Genomic DNA, 18,186 nt, shown 5'->3' with positions numbered 1-18,186 from the left:
GGAGCACTCTATGCTAGGGTATGATCATCAGAAGCAACATATTTCCGGGCAGTTCAACAGCGAGTTAGAAACGCTTAAAAGTGATATACTCGCCATGGGCGGGCTGGTGGAAGCTCAACTCACGCTCGCGATGGCGGCATTGCTGGAAAAAAACAGTGCGAAAGCGTTGGAAGTCATTGCTAACGATAAGTTAGTGAACGAGCTTGAACGCCAGATTGATCAAGAGTGCGCCAGGATTTTGGCACGACGACAGCCTGCCGCGAGTGATCTGCGCTTGGTACTGGCGGTACTGAAAATCAACCTTGATTTAGAGCGGGTAGGCGATGAAGCTGCTAAAATAGCGCGCCAGGCCAAAGTCATCGTCGAGAGTAGTGATTCCGGGAGTCAGTTCGTGCAGTTGCGGCAGCTTGCACGACCGGTCATCAAAACCTTGCGGCAATCTTTAGATGCTCTCGCGAGATCTGATGTGGCGCTTGCCGTGCAAATTGTGCGAGAAGATGCCTCTCTAGACTCTCTCTATGCTGAGGCAATGCAGGCGTTAATTAAGCACATGCAGGAAGCGCCTCACTCGATCAGCACCATCGTCAATGAGCTGTGGGCCTTAAAGGCTCTTGAGCGCATCGGCGACCACGCGAGTAACGTTGGTGAGCAAGTCATCTACATGGTAAAAGGCCAGGATGTGCGCCATTTGGGCGCGGGTGAAATGCCCGCATTGTCTTAGTGATTAAAAGATAGGGAACACAATGAGTCGTTTTTGGAGTGAGGGTGTGGATGCTTTACACCCCTATGTGCCGGGCGAACAGTCGAACCGTGACGGCGTGTTAAAGCTCAATACCAACGAAAGCCCATATCCTCCCTCGCCCATGGCGTTGCAAGCCATGAAAAACGTCAGCGGGGATCAGCTGCGGCGCTATCCCGATCCTGAGTCAAATGCGCTTCGACAAGCGCTTGCGGCCTACCACGGGGTCAATCGAGATCAAGTATTCGTCGGAAATGGTTCTGACGAGGTTCTTGGTTTTGCGTTTAAAGCGTTTTTTTGCGGGAGGGGAGCGTTATGTTTCCCTGATATTTCTTACAGCTTTTACCCTGTGTGGGCGCAATTGTTCGAGATTGAAACCCACGTGTTATCGGTCGATGACGCCTACCAAATACCCCTCGACGCTTTGCCATCAGGGCTCGGAGGGATCATCTTTCCAAACCCAAATGCGCCAACCGGTATCGCGACTTCGCTCGCGCAAATTGAGGCATTATTGCGTCGTTTTCCTGATTCTGTGGTGGTTGTAGACGAAGCCTATGTAGACTACGGAACAGAAACAGCCATCGACTTATTGCACGCTTTTGACAATCTACTGATCGTCCGAACAATGTCCAAGTCTCGAGGGCTGGCAGGTTTGCGCGTTGGCTATGCGTTGGGGAGCGCAGAACTTATCGAGGGCTTGGTCAGAATCAAAGATTCTTTCAACTCCTATCCTCTGGATGCTATTGCGCAGGCAGGGGCTCTGGCTTCGGTGCAAGACGATGTGTATTTTCAAGAAACGGTCAGCGCCGTCATCGATGCACGACACCAACTTACGCAAGGGCTTACAGATCTGGGTTTTGACATCCTGCCTTCGTCCGCGAATTTTGTATTCGCCAAAAACAGTCGAAAGTCTGGCCAAGAGTGGCAGGCATTGTTACGCGAACAGAATATTTTGGTTCGGCACTTTGCCAAGCCGAGGTTAAGCGATTGGCTGCGAATTACGGTGGGCACCCCTGAAGAGGTGCGCAAGTTGCTGCAGGCGCTAGCGCTTCTGTAGCACGACGCTGCCGATGCTGTAGCCAGCGCCAAAGGAGCACAATATCCCCAGATCGCCACTCTGCAAATTGGACTGATGTTTGTGGAAGGCGATCACTGACCCCGCGGAGCTCGTGTTTGCGTACTCATCAAGTATGACTGGAGCCTCGTCAACCGTCGGTTGGCGCCCCAAGACTTTGCGTGCAATCAGATCGTTCATGTTGAGGTTGGCTTGGTGGAGCCACATACGCTTTAGCTCGCTGGCGGGCGTGCCGAGCGCATCGAGCTGCTCCGATATCAGAGCGGCTACTGCTGGGCACACTTCTTTGAAGACTTTTCGCCCTTCCTGAATAAACAGTTTGTCGGGCTGTCCGATGCCGTTTTCGTCGGCGCGATTCAAGAAACCAAAATTGTTGCGAATGTTGTTGGAGAACATCGTTTTCAGTTTGATGTCCCGCACCAAAAATCCACTGGTGCTCAGCGAGGCGTCCTCAACAATAACCGCCGTACACACATCGCCAAAGATAAAATGGGAATCTCGATCGGCGAAGTTCAGATGGCCGCTGCAAATTTCTGGATTAACCATCAAAACACGCTTTGCCAAACCATCGCGAATCACTCCGCTGGCTTGAGCGATGCCAAAGGTCGCGCTCGAACACGCCACGTTCATGTCAAACGCGAAGCCTTCTATGCTCAGTGCCGATTGGACCTCTATGGCAATTGCTGGGTAGGGGCGCTGTAAATTAGAACAGGCAACAATGACTGCGTCGATGTCTTGTGGTCCGCAGTTGGCTGCCGACATGGCCTGCATAGCGGCGTTTACCGCCATCTCGCACTGCAACGAAAGTTCATCATTGGCCCGCTCCGGTATGTGCGGAACGAGACGCGTCGGATCTAAGATTCCGGATTTATCAATGACATAACGCGAACGTATTCCTGACGCTTTGGCAATGAATTCGGGGGAAGAGTGTGCGAGGGGGGCAAGCTTGCCCTCGGCGATCGCGTTTGCATTTTCTGCGTTGTACAGGTCGACGTATTGGTTGAATGCGGCGACAAGTTCTTCGTTGGAAATAGCTTGGGACGGGGTGTATAACCCCGTCCCAGTGATTGCGACCTGCTGCATACAAGATCCTTATTGTTGTTTTACATCGTGTCTTGCTTAGCGACTTGCCATATCCGGATAATCGCGTTGGGCGTAGCCAGTGTAAAGCTGGCGTGGGCGACCGATGCGGTAGCTACCGCTGATCATCTCGTTCCAGTGTGCGATCCATCCCACGGTGCGACCTACCGCAAAAATCACGGTGAACATGCTCGTCGGAATTCCCATAGCCTTGAGAATGATACCCGAATAGAAATCGACGTTAGGGTACAGCTTTTTCTCGATGAAGTACTCGTCTTCTAAGGCGATTTCCTCCAAGCGTTTGGCGATCGCTAGCAAGGGGTCATTGACGCCCAGCTCTTTTAAAACTTCGTCAGCGGTTTGCTTCATAACCTTCGCACGGGGATCGAAGTTCTTGTACACCCTATGGCCGAAGCCCATAAGCCGGAATGGGTCATCTTTATCTTTGGCGCGTGCCACAAACTCATCAATGCGTGACACGTCACCAATCTCGTTGAGCATGTCCAGCACCGCTTCATTTGCACCGCCATGGCTTGGGCCCCACAACGCGGCAATGCCTGCGGCAATACACGCGAATGGGTTTGCGCCCGAGGAGCCCGCTAGCCTTACCGTAGAGGTAGAGGCATTTTGCTCGTGATCCGCGTGCAATAAGAAAATCTTATCCATGGCCTTTGCAAGTACTGGGCTTATGTTGCTGGGTTCGCAAGGGTTGCCAAACATCATGTGCAAAAAGTTTTCGGAGTAGCTCATGCTGTTGTCTGGATACATGAAGGGCATTCCGATTGAGTATTTATAGCTCATTGCCGCAAGCGTTGGCATTTTCGCTATCAGGCGGAACGCAGCGATTCGGCGGTGATGCTCGTTACTAATCTCGAGCGAATCGTGGTAGAACGCCGACAGTGCGCCAACGACGCCACACATGATGGCCATAGGGTGCGCGTCGCGTCGGAAGCCCTTGAAAAATGTGGAGACTTGATCGTGAACCATGGTGTGGTTTTTGACGGTGTTTACGAAGTCTTCGCGCTCTTGTTGAGTGGGTAGCTCGCCGTTGAGGAGCAGGTAGCACGTTTCTAAGTAATCTGACTGTTCTGCCAGTTGCTCGATTGGGTAGCCGCGGTGCAACAGCACCCCTTTGCCGCCGTCGATATACGTGATCGCCGACTCGCACGCCGCCGTCGATACAAAACCGGGGTCATAGGTAAAATAGCCTTTGCCCGTTAACTGACCCACGTCGATGACATCGGGGCCTATCGTGCCAGTGTAAATCGGGAGTTCAATACTGTCTGTGGCCCCATCAATAAATAAAGAGGCTTTCTTCTCACTCATAGCGAAGGTCCTAAGTGCAAAACTGTGGAGGACTAACTATAGAGACTGCCCCAGATTTGTCAATTCGAGATCAGCAATATCGACTAAAGTTCAATCGCATTTCACGTCACGCTGGGGCGGTATGATTTGTAATTGATTGTGTATATACCTATAATTCGACCGCTTTTTTTGGGGTCCGCCTTCGAGTCAGTGACGCCGGTCACTTCCTGCTCGAATCGCGGACATAGCTCAGTGCCTGCAAAGGCATCCAGGGGGATTCGTTAGTGAAAGATACTCGTCCGGTCAATCTCGATATTGCCACAATTAAACTGCCGATCACCGCATACGCGTCAATTCTGCACCGAATCTCCGGTGTGTTCTTGTTTGTCGCGATCGGTGTCATGATTTACGCGCTCGATCTCAGTCTGAGCTCGGCCGAGGGTTTTGCGTCGGTTGGTGCCGCGCTCGATTCACTTTTCGCGAAGCTGGTCGTTTGGGCGGTGCTCTCAGGCTTAATCTATCACTCGGTCGCTGGCGTAAAGCACTTGATCATGGATATGGGTTACGGCGAGACCTATGAAGGCGGTGTTTTCGGTTCGCGAATTACCTTTTTAGTATCAGCGGTGATGATCGCTTTAGCGGGGTTGTGGGTATGGTAAAGTCAGTCACAAATTTTGGCCGAAACGGCCTGTCGGATTTTTTGGTTCAGCGCATTACCTCGGTAATTCTTCTTGCGTATTTTGCCTGGCTGGCTTACGTCTTAGTCGCCGGTACGGATTACGCGCAGTGGGAAGCCTTGTTTGCAGCCACGTGGATGCGTATCTTCAGCGTTGCCGCGCTACTGTCGCTCGTGTTTCACGCTTGGATTGGTATGTGGGGTGTTCTCTCAGACTACGTCACTGAGCGACTGATGGGTCCCAAGGGAAATGTGCTGCGTTTTCTACTACAGTTGGCGATTGGTGCTGCGTTATTCATTTATTTGGTCTGGGGTTTCCAGATCTTGTGGGGTTAAACAGACATGGCTTTACGTACGATTTCTTTTGATGGTGTGATTGTAGGCGGTGGCGGCGCGGGCATGCGTGCGGCCTTGCAGTTGGCTCAGTCAGGGTACAAGACCGCGGTAATCTCCAAAGTATTCCCAACTCGGTCACACACTGTATCAGCGCAGGGTGGAATTACCTGCGCAATTGCAAGCGCAGACCCGAATGATGATTGGCGCTGGCACATGTACGATACGGTCAAAGGCTCAGATTACATCGGCGATCAAGACGCCATTGAATACATGTGTAGCGTGGGTCCAGAGGCCATCTTCGAGTTAGAGCACATGGGTTTGCCTTTTTCGCGCACGGAAGAAGGGCGCATTTATCAGCGCCCCTTCGGCGGGCAGTCAAAGAATTTCGGTGAAGGTGGGCAAGCGGCACGTACGTGTGCCGCAGCAGACCGCACTGGTCACGCGCTCTTACACACGCTTTACCAGGGCAACATGAAGAACAACACGGTGTTCTTTAATGAGTGGTTCGCGGTAGATCTTGTAAAAAACCAAGACGGTGCGGTAGTCGGTGTAATTGCGATTTGCATGGAAACAGGCGAGACCGTGTTCGTTAAATCAAAAGCGACTGTGTTTGCCACGGGTGGAGCAGGGCGTATTTACGCGTCTACAACGAACGCGCACATCAATACCGGCGATGGTGTCGGCATGGCGCTGCGCGCAAATGTGCCTGTGCAAGACATGGAGATGTGGCAGTTCCACCCAACGGGCATTTACGGCGCTGGCACGCTGGTAACCGAGGGTTGCCGTGGCGAGGGTGGTTACTTAATCAATAAAGATGGTGAGCGCTTCATGGAGCGTTACGCACCCAACGCCAAAGATTTGGCGGGGCGCGACGTGGTGGCGCGTTCGATGGTGCTCGAGATTCTTGAAGGTCGCGGCTGCGGTCCAGACGGCGATCATGTATTCCTCAAGCTTGATCACCTGGGTGAAGAAGTACTTGAGAGTCGCCTGCCCGGGATCTGTGAATTGTCTCGCACTTTCGCCCACGTTGATCCGGTGAAAGCCCCGATCCCAGTGGTGCCTACTTGTCACTACATGATGGGTGGCATTCCAACGAATGTCCACGGGCAAGCGATTACCGTGGACGCACAAGGTAATGATCAAATCATTCCCGGTTTGTACGCTTGCGGTGAGGTTGCTTGTGTGTCGGTGCACGGAGCCAATCGTTTGGGTGGTAACTCCTTGCTCGATTTGGTTGTTTTTGGACGGGCCTCTGGTCTCTTCATTGAGTCTGCGCTGCGCGATGGTATCGAGATGCGTGATGCCTCTGAGTCAGATTTTGAGCAGGCGATGTCGCGATTAAATCGCTTGAATGCGTCAACTGGCGGAGAAAAAACCGCGGATCTGCGCAAAGAGATGCAGGGTATCATGCAGAATTATTTCGGCGTATTCCGTCGTGGTGATTACATGCAAGAGGGCGTTAAAAAGCTTCAAGAGCTGCGTCCTCGTGTTGAGAACGTGCGCCTCGACGATAAGTCAAATGCGTTCAACACTGCTCGTATTGAAGCCCTTGAGCTCCAGAACCTATTCGAGGTTGCCGAGGCGACGGCTATTTCGGCGGAAGAGCGCAGGGAGAGCCGGGGTGCTCACGCTCGCGAAGATTTCCAAGATCGAGATGATGCGAACTGGTTGTGCCACTCGATGTACTTCCCAGAATCCAAATCTGTTGGCAAACGCGGCGTGAACTTCAAGCCCAAGACGGTGCCTACCTTTGAACCTAAGATCCGAACTTACTAGAGGGCCACATCAATGTTAGAAGTTAGTATCTATCGCTACAATCCAGAGACGGACAGCGCGCCGTTTATGCAAGATTTTCAAGTGGATACCGGTGGTAAAGACTTGATGGTCCTGGATGTTTTGGAATTGATCAAAGCGCAACATGACACCTCAGTGACGTACAGACGGTCTTGCCGCGAGGGTGTGTGCGGCTCCGACGGCCTAAATATTAATGGCAAAAATGGTCTGGCGTGTATCACGCCTCTCTCTGAGACGGTCAAGAAGAACAAGCTTGTGTTGCGACCTCTACCGGGGCTGCCAGTCATTCGAGACCTGATCGTCGACATGAGCATGTTTTATGCTCAGTACGAGAAGGTGCAGCCTTATCTGATGAACAACACGCCAGCCCCCGCCATTGAGCGCCTGCAGTCACCTGAAGATCGTGCCAAGCTCGACGGACTGTACGAGTGTATTTTGTGCGCCTGCTGTTCTACGAGCTGCCCATCGTTTTGGTGGAATCCTGATAAGTTCATAGGCCCCGCGGGCTTGCTCCAGTCTTATCGTTTCTTGGCGGATTCGCGTGACACGGCGACCGAGGAACGTCTTGCAAATCTCGATGACCCCTTCAGCGTGTTCCGTTGTCACGGCATTCAGAACTGCGTTAATGTTTGCCCTAAAGGCTTAAACCCCACGCGTGCCATTGGTCATATCCGCAATATGCTCCTGTCCCGAGAAATCTAGTTCTCGAGGCTCTGACAAAGCCGCGTCAATGCGGCTTTGTCACAATATTTTCTCGGTTTATACCTCCCTTATTTACAGTATTTCTGCTAAACTCTCGCGCATTCTCAGTTATTCATTCCACCACTCCTTTGGCGGGTTAAAATGCGCGATCACTCGATGGAGCAATTCTGGCTAAGCTCCCACATAGCGGGCGGTAATGCCGCCTATGTTGAAGATTTATACGAGTCTTTTTTACTTAATCCCGAAAACGTATCCGAGCAATGGCGTTTATACTTCGAGCAGTTGCCCCAAGTTCAAACTAAGCACATTTCCGTACTCGATACCCCGCACTCGGCCGTTCGCGACCAGTTTGCTAAAATCTCTAAGATGCGCGTGCGCACGGAGGCAACGGTTGCACACGACGCGCAAGCCACTGAGTTCGAACGAAAGCAAGTCAGAGTCGTTCAATTAATCTCGGCATACCGGCAGCGGGGCCATCAGCATGCAAAGCTTGACCCTCTCGGGTTGGCCAAGCGCGAAATTGTGCCTGATTTGGCTTTGCAGTTTCACCAGCTATCCACGGCCGACTTAGACACCGTATTCCAAACGGGCAGTCTATATATTGGTTCGGATAGTGCGACGCTCGGTGAAATCTTGCACAGCTTAGAGAGCACCTACTGCGGTACGATAGGTGCGGAGTTTATGCACATTGTCGATACCGATGAGCGTCACTGGGTCATGCAACGCATGGAATCTGTGCGTTCGCGTCCTGACTACAGCGCTGCGGTTCGGCGCCAGTTGCTCAGTGAGTTGACTAAAGCGGAAGGGTTGGAAAAATCGCTAGGCTCTAAATACCCCGGTACCAAACGCTTTGGCCTGGAGGGCGGCGAGTCTTTGATTCCGGCTCTGACTGAGATGATACAACGTTGCGGTGCTTATCGGGCCAAGGAGATCGTCATTGGTATGGCGCACCGTGGCCGTCTTAATGTGCTGATCAACATTCTGGGTAAAAAGCCTTCCGAACTGTTCGCTGAGTTCGAGGGGCGTGCCTCGTACCAAAGCTCTGGAGACGTCAAATACCATCAGGGCTTTTCGTCCAACATCATGACGCCAGGCGGCGAGCTACACCTGGCTTTGGCATTTAACCCCTCCCACCTAGAAATTGTCTCGCCGGTTGTTGAGGGGTCTGTTAGGGCTCGGCAAGATCGCCGTGACGATAAAACGGGAAGCATGGTAGTGCCCATTGTGATACATGGTGACGCGGCGTTCGCTGGCCAAGGTGTTGTTATGGAAACCTTCCAGATGTCGCAGACGCGGGCGTACAAAACCGGCGGCACAATCCATATCGTGTTGAACAACCAAGTCGGCTTTACGACCAGTTTACGCGAGGACGCACGTTCCACCGAGTACTGCACCGACATCGCAAAGATGGTGCAAGCCCCCATTTTTCATGTCAATGGTGACGACCCTGAAGCGGTCTTATTCGTCACCCAGATGGCGGTAGATTACCGCAATGAGTTCGGCAAAGATGTCGTTATCGACCTGGTTTGTTACCGTCGTCGAGGGCACAACGAGGCGGACGAACCATCGGTCACTCAGCCCGTGATGTATGCACAGATTAAGAACCAAGAAACGACACGAGATCTCTACGCTAAGAAGCTGATAGCCGAGGGTGTGTTGACCCAAGAGCAAGATAGCGACCTGGTCTCGGCTTATCGCGAATCACTTGAGCGTGGTGAGCCCTTGGTGTCCTCGTTGGTTTCGGAGCCTAATACGTCTTTATTTGTGGACTGGACGCCCTACCTGAATCATCCGTGGGATTTACCCAGCGATACGCGCATCGATCTTCAGACATTACAGAGCTTAGCGCACGAGATTAACCAGACCCCCGAGGGTTTACCGCTGCAACGACAGGTTGGAAAGATTCTAGAGGATCGACGCAAGATGGCGGCGGGCGCTTTACCTCTTAACTGGGGCGCGGCCGAAACACTTGCCTACGCGACCCTATTAAAAGCCGGTTACCCGGTGCGGTTAACGGGCCAGGACGTTGGCCGAGGCACCTTCTCGCACCGCCACGCGGTTCTGCACAACCAGAAAGATGCCTCCTTGTACGTACCTTTGCAGCATCTTGGACAAGATCAAGCACCTTTTACGATTCACGATTCGTTACTGTCAGAGGAAGCCGTGCTGGCGTTCGAATACGGATACGCCACAACCGCGCCAACGGGTTTGGTTATCTGGGAAGCCCAATTCGGCGACTTTGCGAATGGCGCGCAGGTGGTCATTGATCAGTTTATCACGTCAGGTGAGCACAAATGGTCGCGACTGTGTGGATTGACCATGCTATTGCCCCATGGCTACGAAGGGCAGGGGCCAGAGCACAGCTCTGCGCGCTTAGAGCGGTTCATGCAGTTGTGTGCAGAGAAGAACATTCAAGTCTGCATTCCGACCACACCGGCGCAAGTATTCCATATGATCCGACGCCAAGCGATCAGACCCTTACGTAAACCACTGATTGTGATGTCGCCGAAGAGTTTGCTGCGTCACAAAGAGGCTGTCTCAACGCTAGAGGAACTGGCAAATGGCCAGTTCCAACTCGTTATTCCTGAAGTCGACAACGTAAGTCCAAAAGCGGTAAGACGGGTAGTGCTGTGTGCCGGCAAGGTCTACTACGAGCTGCTTGCAGAGCGACGCGCGCGCGGAATCAAGGACATTGCCTTGGTCCGTATCGAACAGATGTACCCCTTCCCGGAGCGAGAGCTGCTCTCTGCCTTGAAGGAATACCCGAATCTGAGCGACGTCGTTTGGTGTCAGGAAGAACCGATGAACCAGGGCTGTTGGTATGCATCTCAACATCATATGCGGCGTGCGCTCGATCAGCTGGGTAGCGGTTTAGGCGTTCGGTACGTTGGACGTGAGGCTTCGGCGGCGCCCGCCGCAGGCTACATGGCTCTGCACCTTAAACAACAAGAGGCGCTGATCAATCAAGCGCTTGAACCCACTCAATGAAAGATAAGATAGCCTAAAAGGAACTGTTAATGACTATCGAAATAAAAGCCCCCGCGTTCCCCGAGTCTGTTGCTGACGGTGAAGTAGCTACTTGGCATAAGCAAGAAGGTGAGGCTGTTGCTCGCGACGAGTTAATTGTAGAAATCGAAACCGACAAGGTTGTTATGGAAGTTGTCGCTCCAACGGATGGGGTGATTTCAAAAATTCATGCAGCCGAGGGAACGATTATCGAGAGCGAACAGCTGTTGGCCACAATCGAGGCGGGTGCTGTCGCGGTGTCGAGCTCTTCAGAGGAATCGGTTAGCCAGGCGGTCTCTGCTGAGGCCGCGGCTACAGCAGTTGGCGCCGGACCAGCGGCCCGAACCCTGATGGAAGAGCACGGTCTTAAAGCCTCTGATATTAAAGGCAGTGGTAAGGGCGGACGTATTACCAAAGAAGATGTGGTTGCACACGTGCAGTCATCGTCTAGCAAGGTGGAGAAAGTGGTAGCGCCGAGTGTGGCAACAGCGACAACCGAAGCGACGGCAGCTCCAAGCGGCGAACGGGTAGAGCGACGAGTGCCGATGACCCGTATGCGAGCCAAAATTGCCGAGCGATTGTTGGATGCGACTCAGCAAACCGCGATGCTCACGACCTTTAATGAGGTGAACATGGCGCCTCTGATGGAGCTGAGACGCAAGTATAAGGACCAGTTTGAGAAAACACACAACGGGACTCGGCTCGGCTTCATGGGCTTTTTTGTCAAGGCAGCATGTGAGGCACTGAAGAGATTCCCTGAAGTCAATGCGTCCATCGATGGTAATGACGTTGTGTACCACGGCTACCAAGACATCGGTGTGGCGGTATCAACCGATAACGGTTTAGTGGTGCCGGTACTTCGCGATGCAGACTTTATGAGTATCGCTGACGTCGAGGCAAAAATTAAAGAATTAGGTCTGAAAGCGCGCGGCAACAAGCTCACCATCGATGATATGACCGGTGGCACTTTCACGGTAACCAATGGTGGGGTCTTTGGTTCGCTGATGTCGACGCCGATCTTAAACCCACCCCAGACAGGCATCCTAGGCATGCACAAAATACAAGAGCGCCCAATGGCCGTTAATGGTCAGGTCGTTATTTTGCCCATGATGTACTTGGCGTTGTCGTATGACCATCGATTAATTGACGGCAAGACCGCGGTACAGTTTTTGGTTGCTGTCAAAGATCTTATTGAGGATCCCGCAAGAATTCTCCTACAACTTTAGAAAGCTTGCGTAACTTACCGATTTTAAAGGGGTTGATATGTCGAAAAAGTTTGATGTTGTGGTCATAGGAAGTGGACCCGCTGGTTACGTTGCTGCGATTAAAGCCGCTCAGCTTGGCTTCTCTACGGCTTGTGTAGAACGCTGGGTCGACGAGTCTGGGGCTGTTAAGCTAGGGGGCACCTGCTTAAACGTTGGTTGCATCCCGTCGAAAGCGCTACTGGACAGCTCTCACAAGTTCTCGATGGCACAGTCAGAGCTGTCGCAACACGGAATTCAGGTTTCGAAACCTAAAGTCGACGTTGCAGCCATGTTGGCAAGAAAAGATGGCATCGTAAATCAGTTGACTTCTGGCATTGCGGGTCTGTTTAAGCACAACGGCGTTACCAGTATTGCGGGTAGTGGTAAAGTGCTGGCAGGGCACCGAGTTGAGGTTACTGCACCCGATGGTGAGGTATCCGTCCTTGACGCCGAACATGTCATCATAGCGGCGGGGTCGAAGCCGATTGAGATTCCGCCTGCACCCACCGACGGTAAGCTGATTGTTGATTCGACAGGCGCACTGGAGTTTGATCAAGTGCCGAAACGTCTGGGCGTTATTGGTGCTGGCGTTATTGGTCTTGAACTCGGAAGCGTTTGGGGTCGTCTAGGCGCCGAGGTGGTTGTACTTGAAGCGATGGACACCTTTTTGCCGATGATGGACCAGGCGATCGCCAAGGAATCGGCGAAAATTTTTAAGAAGCAAGGGTTAGACATTCGTTTAGGCGCCCGTGTGACAGGAACGGAAGTCAAAAAGAACAAAGTTGAAGTCACATTTCAAACAGGTGACGAGACGCATACGGAAGTATTCGACAAGCTGATTGTAGCTGTCGGCCGGCGACCGGTCTCTGACGAGTTGCTCGCGTCGGACAGTGGCGTCACGCTTGATGAACGCGGTTATATTTATGTAGACGAACATTGCGCTACTGAGGCGCCGAACGTGTACGCCGTAGGTGACGTTGTCAGAGGCCCAATGCTGGCTCATAAAGGCTCCGAAGAGGGCGTCATGGTCGTTGAACGGATTGCTGGCAAGCCTGTTCAAATGAACTACGATTGCATTCCAAGCGTCATCTATACGCACCCCGAAATCGCAGCTGTTGGCAAAACGGAGCAAGAGCTCAAGGCCGAGGGTGCCAACTACAAAGTCGGTACTTTCCCGTTTGCTGCCTGTGGCAGAGCCCTGGCGTCCAATGATTCCGAAGGCTTAGTCAAGATGATTGCGTGTGCCGACACCGATCGCGTGCTGGGTTGTCACATTGTGGGACCAAGCGCGGCAGATCTTGTGCAGCAAGTCGTCATTGCGATGGAATTTGGTTCCAGCGCGGAAGACTTAGCGCTTACCGTGTTTGCGCATCCAACGGTCTCCGAGGCGGTCCACGAAGCGGCGTTGGCTGTCGATGGCCACGCCATACACATCGCTAATCGCAAAAGACGGTAACATGTCTTTTTTGGCACGGAATAACGGATAATAACACCGCAGAAACGAGGCGAAGTCTGCTTCGCCAAACTATAGACGAGTAAGGATAGTGAAACTATGAATCTTCACGAATACCAAGGTAAACAGCTGTTTGCACAGTATGGTTTGCCCGTGTCAAAGGGTTATGCTGTTGACACACCTGAGGAGGCCGTGGCCGCTGCTGAGAAAATTGGTGGCGACATGTGGGTGGTCAAAGCGCAAGTACATGCTGGCGGTCGCGGTAAAGCCGGTGGCGTTAAATTGGTCAAGACGACAGATGAAGTCGCAGCGTTCGCGAAGCAATGGTTAGGGCAGCGTTTGGTCACCTACCAGACGGATGAGAATGGTCAGCCAGTGTCAAAAATCCTGGTTGAATCATGCACTGACATCGCTGAGGAGCTTTACTTGGGCGCTGTGGTAGATCGTAGTTCGCGCCGCATCGTCTTCATGGCTTCAACCGAAGGTGGCGTCGAGATTGAGAAGGTCGCCGAGGAAACGCCAGAGAAAATCCTGCGCGCGGTTATCGATCCACTGGTCGGCCCGCAGCCATTTCAAGGGCGGGAGCTCGCCTTCAAGCTCGGTTTGCAAGGTGACCAAATCAAGCAGTTTGTGAAAATCTTTATGGGCTTGGCGACAATGTTCCAAGAGAAAGATTTGGCGCTTATCGAAATTAACCCACTCGTCATTACCGAGCAAGGTAACCTTCACTGTTTGGACGCGAAGCTAGGCGTCGACAGTAATGCTATGTACCGTCAGAAAGCACTAGCGGAAATGCACGACCCCAGCCAGGAAGACGAGCGCGAAGCCCATGCGGCAAAGTGGGAGCTGAATTATGTGGCTCTCGATGGCGATATCGGCTGCATGGTCAACGGTGCAGGTTTGGCCATGGGTACCATGGATATTGTTAAGCTACACGGTGGAGCGCCTGCTAATTTCCTTGACGTAGGTGGCGGCGCGACCAAAGAGCGCGTATCCGAGGCCTTCAAAATTATTTTGTCAGACGAGAATGTTAAGGCTGTGCTGATTAATATCTTTGGTGGCATTGTGCGTTGCGACCTCATCGCTGAGGGTGTGATTGGTGCTGTCGAAGAAATCGGCGTTAAAGTCCCTGTGGTTGTTCGCTTAGAGGGCAACAATGCGGAACTAGGACAGCAGGTTTTGGCGGAGTCTGGTCTGAATATTATTGCGGCTACGAGCTTGACTGACGCCGCAGAACAAGTGGTTGCTGCAGCGAAAGGGGTTGCCTAATGAGTATTTTAATTAACAGTGAAACCAAAGTGATTTGTCAGGGCTTCACGGGCTCGCAAGGTACGTTCCACTCAGAGCAAGCGATCGCTTACGGCACCAAAATGGTCGGTGGCGTGACGCCTGGTAAAGGCGGTCAAGAACATCTTGGCCTACCTGTATTCAATACGGTAGCTGATGCTGTCGAAGCGACGGGTGCTGAAGCCTCCGTCATTTACGTGCCTGCGGCGTTTTGCAAGGACTCTATCCTTGAAGCGGCCTTCGCGGGAATCAAACTCATCGTGTGCATCACCGAGGGCATCCCGACCCTAGACATGCTGGATGCCAAGGTCAAATGCGACGAGTTAGGCGTTCGTTTAATTGGACCTAACTGCCCCGGTGTGATCACACCCGGAGAGTGTAAAATCGGTATCATGCCCGGTCACATTCATTTGCCCGGCAAAGTGGGCATCGTGAGCCGTTCCGGCACCTTAACTTATGAGGCCGTTAAGCAAACCACGGATGCCGGTTTTGGCCAATCGACTTGCGTTGGTATCGGAGGGGATCCTATCCCAGGGTCTAACTTTATCGACATCCTCGAGATGTTCGAAAAAGATCCAGCAACGGAAGCGATCGTCATGATCGGCGAGATTGGCGGTACCGCGGAAGAAGAAGCTGCTGCCTACATTAAAGCCAACGTCACCAAGCCCGTCGTGTCTTATATCGCGGGTGTTACCGCGCCGAAAGGTAAGCGTATGGGTCACGCTGGAGCAATCATCAGTGGCGGTAAAGGGACTGCTGATGAAAAATTTGCCGCGCTCGAAGACGCCGGTGTGACGACTGTCCGCTCGCTTGCAGATATTGGCGTCGCCCTGAAAGAGCGCACCGGTTGGTAAGCCCCGCTTAATCCAGAAGCCGACCTTGTGTCGGCTTTTTTTTTGGCTTGAAGTTTCTGGGATTGACCCCATATCTACAGGACCTACAAACGCTGAATAAGGGAGTCACACAATGTCCGAAACCACAAAAGAAACCTTGGGTTTTCAGACCGAAGCCAAACAACTGTTGCAGCTGATGATTCACTCTTTGTATTCGAACAAAGAGATTTTTCTGCGCGAACTGATTTCCAATGCCTCGGACGCCATTGATAAGTTGCGCTTTGAATCACTCGACCAGGAAAGCCTGCTGGAAGGGCTTGGCGATTATGCGATTCACGTCAGCGTGAATAAAGACGCCAAGACCTTAACGATTGCAGACAACGGTATCGGAATGTCTCGCGACGAGGCGATCGAGCATCTTGGGACCATTGCGAAATCGGGCACTGCAAATTTCATGGCGTCGCTGACCGGCGACCAGAAAAAGGACGCCCAGCTGATTGGGCAGTTCGGCGTTGGCTTTTACTCAGCATTTATCGTGGCAGACAAGGTTGAGGTCCATACGCGGCGCGCGGGCAGCGCAGCGACAGAGGGGGCCTTGTGGACCTCTCATGGTGAAGCTGATTTCACCATTGAAAGCAAAGAAAAAGAAACACGTGGTACTTCGATCACGCTTTATTTAAAAGACGATTGCGCTGACTTCGCTGACGATTGGCGGGTGCGTAGCGTTATCAAAAAGTACTCTGATCACATCTCTGTTCCCGTGATGATGCCGGCGGCGCAAGGCGCTGACGATGAGAGTGATGCCGAGACGCCTACCTGGGAGGCCATTAACGAAGCGACAGCGCTTTGGACTCGTTCTAAGGCGGATATCACGGATGATGAATATCAATCGTTCTATAAACACATTTCTCATGACTTTGACGATGCTTTGACGTGGAGTCACAACAAAGTCGAGGGCAAACTGGAATACACGAGCTTACTCTACGTCCCTAAAAATGCGCCTTTCGATCTGTGGAATCGTGATATGGCGAAAGGGTTGAAGCTCTATGTGCAGCGTACGTTTATCATGGACGAGGCCGAGCAGTTTTTGCCTTTGTATTTGCGTTTCATTAAGGGTGTGGTGGACTCTAACGATTTGCCCTTGAATGTCTCGCGCGAGATTTTGCAAAAGGACGGTGCCGTCGAAAACATGCGTTCGGCACTGACGAAACGAGTGCTCGATATGCTGTCGAAATTGGCAAAAGGCGATGACTACCACCAGTTTTGGTCTACATTTGGGCCGGTCATAAAAGAAGGGCTCGGTGAGGATTTTGCCAACAAAGATAAAATTGCCAAACTGTTGCGCTTTAGTACGACTCACAGTGATTCTGAGGTGCAGGATCAATCCTTCGATGATTATCTTGGCCGCATGAAGCCCGAGCAAGACAAAATTTATTACGTCTTTGCGGAAAACCACAATACCGCGAGGCGCTCTCCCCACCTCGAGTATTTCCGCAAGGAGGGTATAGAGGTGTTGATCTTGAGCGACCGCATCGATGATTGGGCGATGATGCAGTTAGGCGAATACGAGGGTAAGAAGCTCCAAGACGTGGCTAAAGGTGACTTAGCACAGCAAAGTGAGGAGGCGAAACAGGCCCAGGAAGCTCTGGAACAATCGTCTGAGAGTTTGGTGGAGCGTATGAAAGCGGTCTTATCCGAGCAGGTAGAATCGGTCCGCCCATCGGTAAGGTTGACCGAATCACCGACCTGTTTGGTTGTAGGCGATTTTGACATGGGTGCTCAAATGCGACGAATCATGGAGGCTGCTGGCCAAGCGGTCCCAAAAACGAAGCCCGTGCTGGAGATTAATCCGGAGCATCCCCTGCTAAAAATGCTCGATGCTGAGTCGGATGAAGATAAGTTCAGTGATCTCGCGATGATTTTGTTTGAGCAGGCTCAACTGGCAGAGGGCGGACAGCTTGATGACCCCGCGGCTTATGTTCAAAGACTTAACGCTCTCCTATTGAAGCTCAGTGTCTAACGGCAGTCAGTCCAAAGACCATCAGGTGCGTCTTCATCTTGATGGTCTTTTGGTGATTTCGTTGTAAGTTCATTACACTGTGACTACGGGTGCGTTGGAGCGGGTATGCATAAATTACTAGGCGTTTGTGTCATGATGTTTGCGTCACTTACCGTCGCAAACGAGAGCGACTTCACCGATCTTTCGTCATCATCACATGCCATACTGATTCGGCAGGTCGACAGCGACGTTAACGATCGAGAGATTGGCTTGGATGCGCTGCAAAAGCGCCTTGGACATTGGGGCTTCGAACAGAGCACCCGTGTGAGCGGCAACCTACGGGAATCGACCTACCAGATCGTCGATGGGTACAGTGCTGCGGAAATGCTGAAGCAGCACACTACAGCGTTTAGGGATGCACAAGGTGTGGCGACCTTGTTTCAGTGCGAGGGACGTGACTGTGGACGTTCGGTGCAGTGGGCGAATCGTGTCTTTGAGCAGCGGCTACTGTATGGACAGGACAACGACCAGCGATATTGGGTTGGCGAGTCGACCACAGGCGCACCGACACTCTACGTGGCGTACAGCGCCTATCGGACTGAGGGTCGACAGTACTTAGTGTTGCAACGGTACCGGCTCAGCCCTGTCGCCGAGTAG

15 protein-coding genes are annotated in these 18,186 nt (G+C 52.4%); 13 read left to right on the top strand and 2 right to left on the bottom strand.

Features of this window, described 5'->3' with window-relative positions:
• The first annotated feature begins 10 nt into the window (after window positions 1-10).
• Both phoU and hisC read left to right on the top strand, forming a co-directional pair.
• Window positions 11-721, top strand: coding sequence for a phosphate signaling complex protein PhoU (gene phoU / locus EYZ66_RS07350; RefSeq protein WP_009576840.1), 711 nt, complete (start codon window positions 11-13; stop codon window positions 719-721).
• A gap of 22 nt (window positions 722-743) precedes the next feature.
• On the top strand, window positions 744-1,796 hold the full coding sequence (gene hisC / locus EYZ66_RS07345; protein ID WP_009576839.1) for a histidinol-phosphate transaminase: 1,053 nt from the start codon (window positions 744-746) through the stop codon (window positions 1,794-1,796).
• Here hisC and EYZ66_RS07340 read toward each other — a convergent pair.
• Window positions 1,782-2,897: a beta-ketoacyl-ACP synthase III gene (locus tag EYZ66_RS07340; protein ID WP_009576838.1), complete on the bottom strand. Its 1,116-nt coding sequence runs from the start codon at window positions 2,895-2,897 to the stop codon at window positions 1,782-1,784. The genes hisC and EYZ66_RS07340 overlap by 15 nt on opposite strands.
• 36 nt (window positions 2,898-2,933) lie before the next feature.
• A complete protein-coding gene (gene gltA / locus EYZ66_RS07335; protein WP_009576837.1) occupies window positions 2,934-4,220 on the bottom strand; it encodes a citrate synthase in 1,287 nt (428 codons plus the stop codon).
• A gap of 263 nt (window positions 4,221-4,483) precedes the next feature.
• Here gltA and sdhC point away from each other — a divergent pair, with 263 nt between their 5' ends.
• The 11 genes from sdhC to EYZ66_RS07280 all read left to right on the top strand — a co-directional run bounded on the left by sdhC (window position 4,484) and on the right by EYZ66_RS07280 (window position 18,186).
• Window positions 4,484-4,858: a succinate dehydrogenase, cytochrome b556 subunit gene (gene sdhC / locus EYZ66_RS07330; RefSeq protein WP_009576836.1), complete on the top strand. Its 375-nt coding sequence runs from the start codon at window positions 4,484-4,486 to the stop codon at window positions 4,856-4,858.
• A complete protein-coding gene (gene sdhD, locus EYZ66_RS07325) occupies window positions 4,852-5,211 on the top strand; it encodes a succinate dehydrogenase, hydrophobic membrane anchor protein (RefSeq protein WP_009576835.1) in 360 nt (119 codons plus the stop codon). Before sdhC ends, sdhD begins: the two co-directional genes overlap by 7 nt.
• Window positions 5,212-5,217: 6 nt before the next feature.
• Window positions 5,218-6,987 (top strand): succinate dehydrogenase flavoprotein subunit, encoded by a 1,770-nt coding sequence (sdhA, locus tag EYZ66_RS07320; RefSeq protein WP_009576834.1) that lies wholly within the window; start codon window positions 5,218-5,220, stop codon window positions 6,985-6,987.
• Between the two features lie 12 nt (window positions 6,988-6,999).
• Window positions 7,000-7,707, top strand: coding sequence for a succinate dehydrogenase iron-sulfur subunit (locus tag EYZ66_RS07315; RefSeq protein WP_009576833.1), 708 nt, complete (start codon window positions 7,000-7,002; stop codon window positions 7,705-7,707).
• A gap of 141 nt (window positions 7,708-7,848) precedes the next feature.
• Window positions 7,849-10,695, top strand: coding sequence for a 2-oxoglutarate dehydrogenase E1 component (locus tag EYZ66_RS07310; RefSeq protein WP_009576832.1), 2,847 nt, complete (start codon window positions 7,849-7,851; stop codon window positions 10,693-10,695).
• A 29-nt stretch (window positions 10,696-10,724) separates the two neighbouring features.
• Window positions 10,725-11,939, top strand: coding sequence for a 2-oxoglutarate dehydrogenase complex dihydrolipoyllysine-residue succinyltransferase (gene odhB, locus EYZ66_RS07305; protein WP_160195634.1), 1,215 nt, complete (start codon window positions 10,725-10,727; stop codon window positions 11,937-11,939).
• Between the two features lie 37 nt (window positions 11,940-11,976).
• Entirely contained in the window at window positions 11,977-13,413 is a 1,437-nt protein-coding gene (lpdA, locus tag EYZ66_RS07300) for a dihydrolipoyl dehydrogenase (RefSeq protein ID WP_009576830.1), read from the top strand.
• A 96-nt stretch (window positions 13,414-13,509) separates the two neighbouring features.
• Complete coding sequence (gene sucC / locus EYZ66_RS07295; RefSeq protein ID WP_160195633.1) at window positions 13,510-14,679, top strand: ADP-forming succinate--CoA ligase subunit beta; 1,170 nt, start codon at window positions 13,510-13,512, stop codon at window positions 14,677-14,679.
• On the top strand, window positions 14,679-15,551 hold the full coding sequence (gene sucD, locus EYZ66_RS07290) for a succinate--CoA ligase subunit alpha (RefSeq protein ID WP_009577373.1): 873 nt from the start codon (window positions 14,679-14,681) through the stop codon (window positions 15,549-15,551). The genes sucC and sucD overlap by 1 nt, the downstream gene beginning before the upstream one ends.
• A 112-nt stretch (window positions 15,552-15,663) precedes the next feature.
• Window positions 15,664-17,550, top strand: a complete 1,887-nt coding sequence (gene htpG, locus EYZ66_RS07285) for a molecular chaperone HtpG (protein WP_009577372.1) — start codon at window positions 15,664-15,666, stop codon at window positions 17,548-17,550.
• 105 nt (window positions 17,551-17,655) lie between these two features.
• A complete protein-coding gene (locus tag EYZ66_RS07280; RefSeq protein ID WP_083814435.1) occupies window positions 17,656-18,186 on the top strand; it encodes a DUF4892 domain-containing protein in 531 nt (176 codons plus the stop codon).

The sequence above is a fragment of the Aequoribacter fuscus genome, assembly GCF_009910365.1.
GTDB classification, from domain to species: Bacteria; Pseudomonadota; Gammaproteobacteria; order Pseudomonadales; family Halieaceae; genus Aequoribacter; species Aequoribacter fuscus.
This window is presented reverse-complemented; position numbering and strand designations above follow the sequence as displayed.

Bases quoted from the DNA above. Each gene is read 5' to 3' on its own strand.
- phoU (WP_009576840.1), top strand. From the start codon at position 11: ATGCTAGGGTATGATCATCAGAAGCAACATATTTCCGGGCAGTTCAAC.
- hisC (WP_009576839.1), top strand. From the start codon at position 744: ATGAGTCGTTTTTGGAGTGAGGGTGTGGATGCTTTACACCCCTATGTG.
- EYZ66_RS07340 (WP_009576838.1), bottom strand. From the start codon at position 2,897: ATGCAGCAGGTCGCAATCACTGGGACGGGGTTATACACCCCGTCCCAA.
- gltA (WP_009576837.1), bottom strand. From the start codon at position 4,220: ATGAGTGAGAAGAAAGCCTCTTTATTTATTGATGGGGCCACAGACAGT.
- sdhD (WP_009576835.1), top strand. From the start codon at position 4,852: ATGGTAAAGTCAGTCACAAATTTTGGCCGAAACGGCCTGTCGGATTTT.
- sdhA (WP_009576834.1), top strand. From the start codon at position 5,218: ATGGCTTTACGTACGATTTCTTTTGATGGTGTGATTGTAGGCGGTGGC.
- EYZ66_RS07315 (WP_009576833.1), top strand. From the start codon at position 7,000: ATGTTAGAAGTTAGTATCTATCGCTACAATCCAGAGACGGACAGCGCG.
- EYZ66_RS07310 (WP_009576832.1), top strand. From the start codon at position 7,849: ATGCGCGATCACTCGATGGAGCAATTCTGGCTAAGCTCCCACATAGCG.
- odhB (WP_160195634.1), top strand. From the start codon at position 10,725: ATGACTATCGAAATAAAAGCCCCCGCGTTCCCCGAGTCTGTTGCTGAC.
- lpdA (WP_009576830.1), top strand. From the start codon at position 11,977: ATGTCGAAAAAGTTTGATGTTGTGGTCATAGGAAGTGGACCCGCTGGT.
- sucC (WP_160195633.1), top strand. From the start codon at position 13,510: ATGAATCTTCACGAATACCAAGGTAAACAGCTGTTTGCACAGTATGGT.
- sucD (WP_009577373.1), top strand. From the start codon at position 14,679: ATGAGTATTTTAATTAACAGTGAAACCAAAGTGATTTGTCAGGGCTTC.
- htpG (WP_009577372.1), top strand. From the start codon at position 15,664: ATGTCCGAAACCACAAAAGAAACCTTGGGTTTTCAGACCGAAGCCAAA.
- EYZ66_RS07280 (WP_083814435.1), top strand. From the start codon at position 17,656: ATGCATAAATTACTAGGCGTTTGTGTCATGATGTTTGCGTCACTTACC.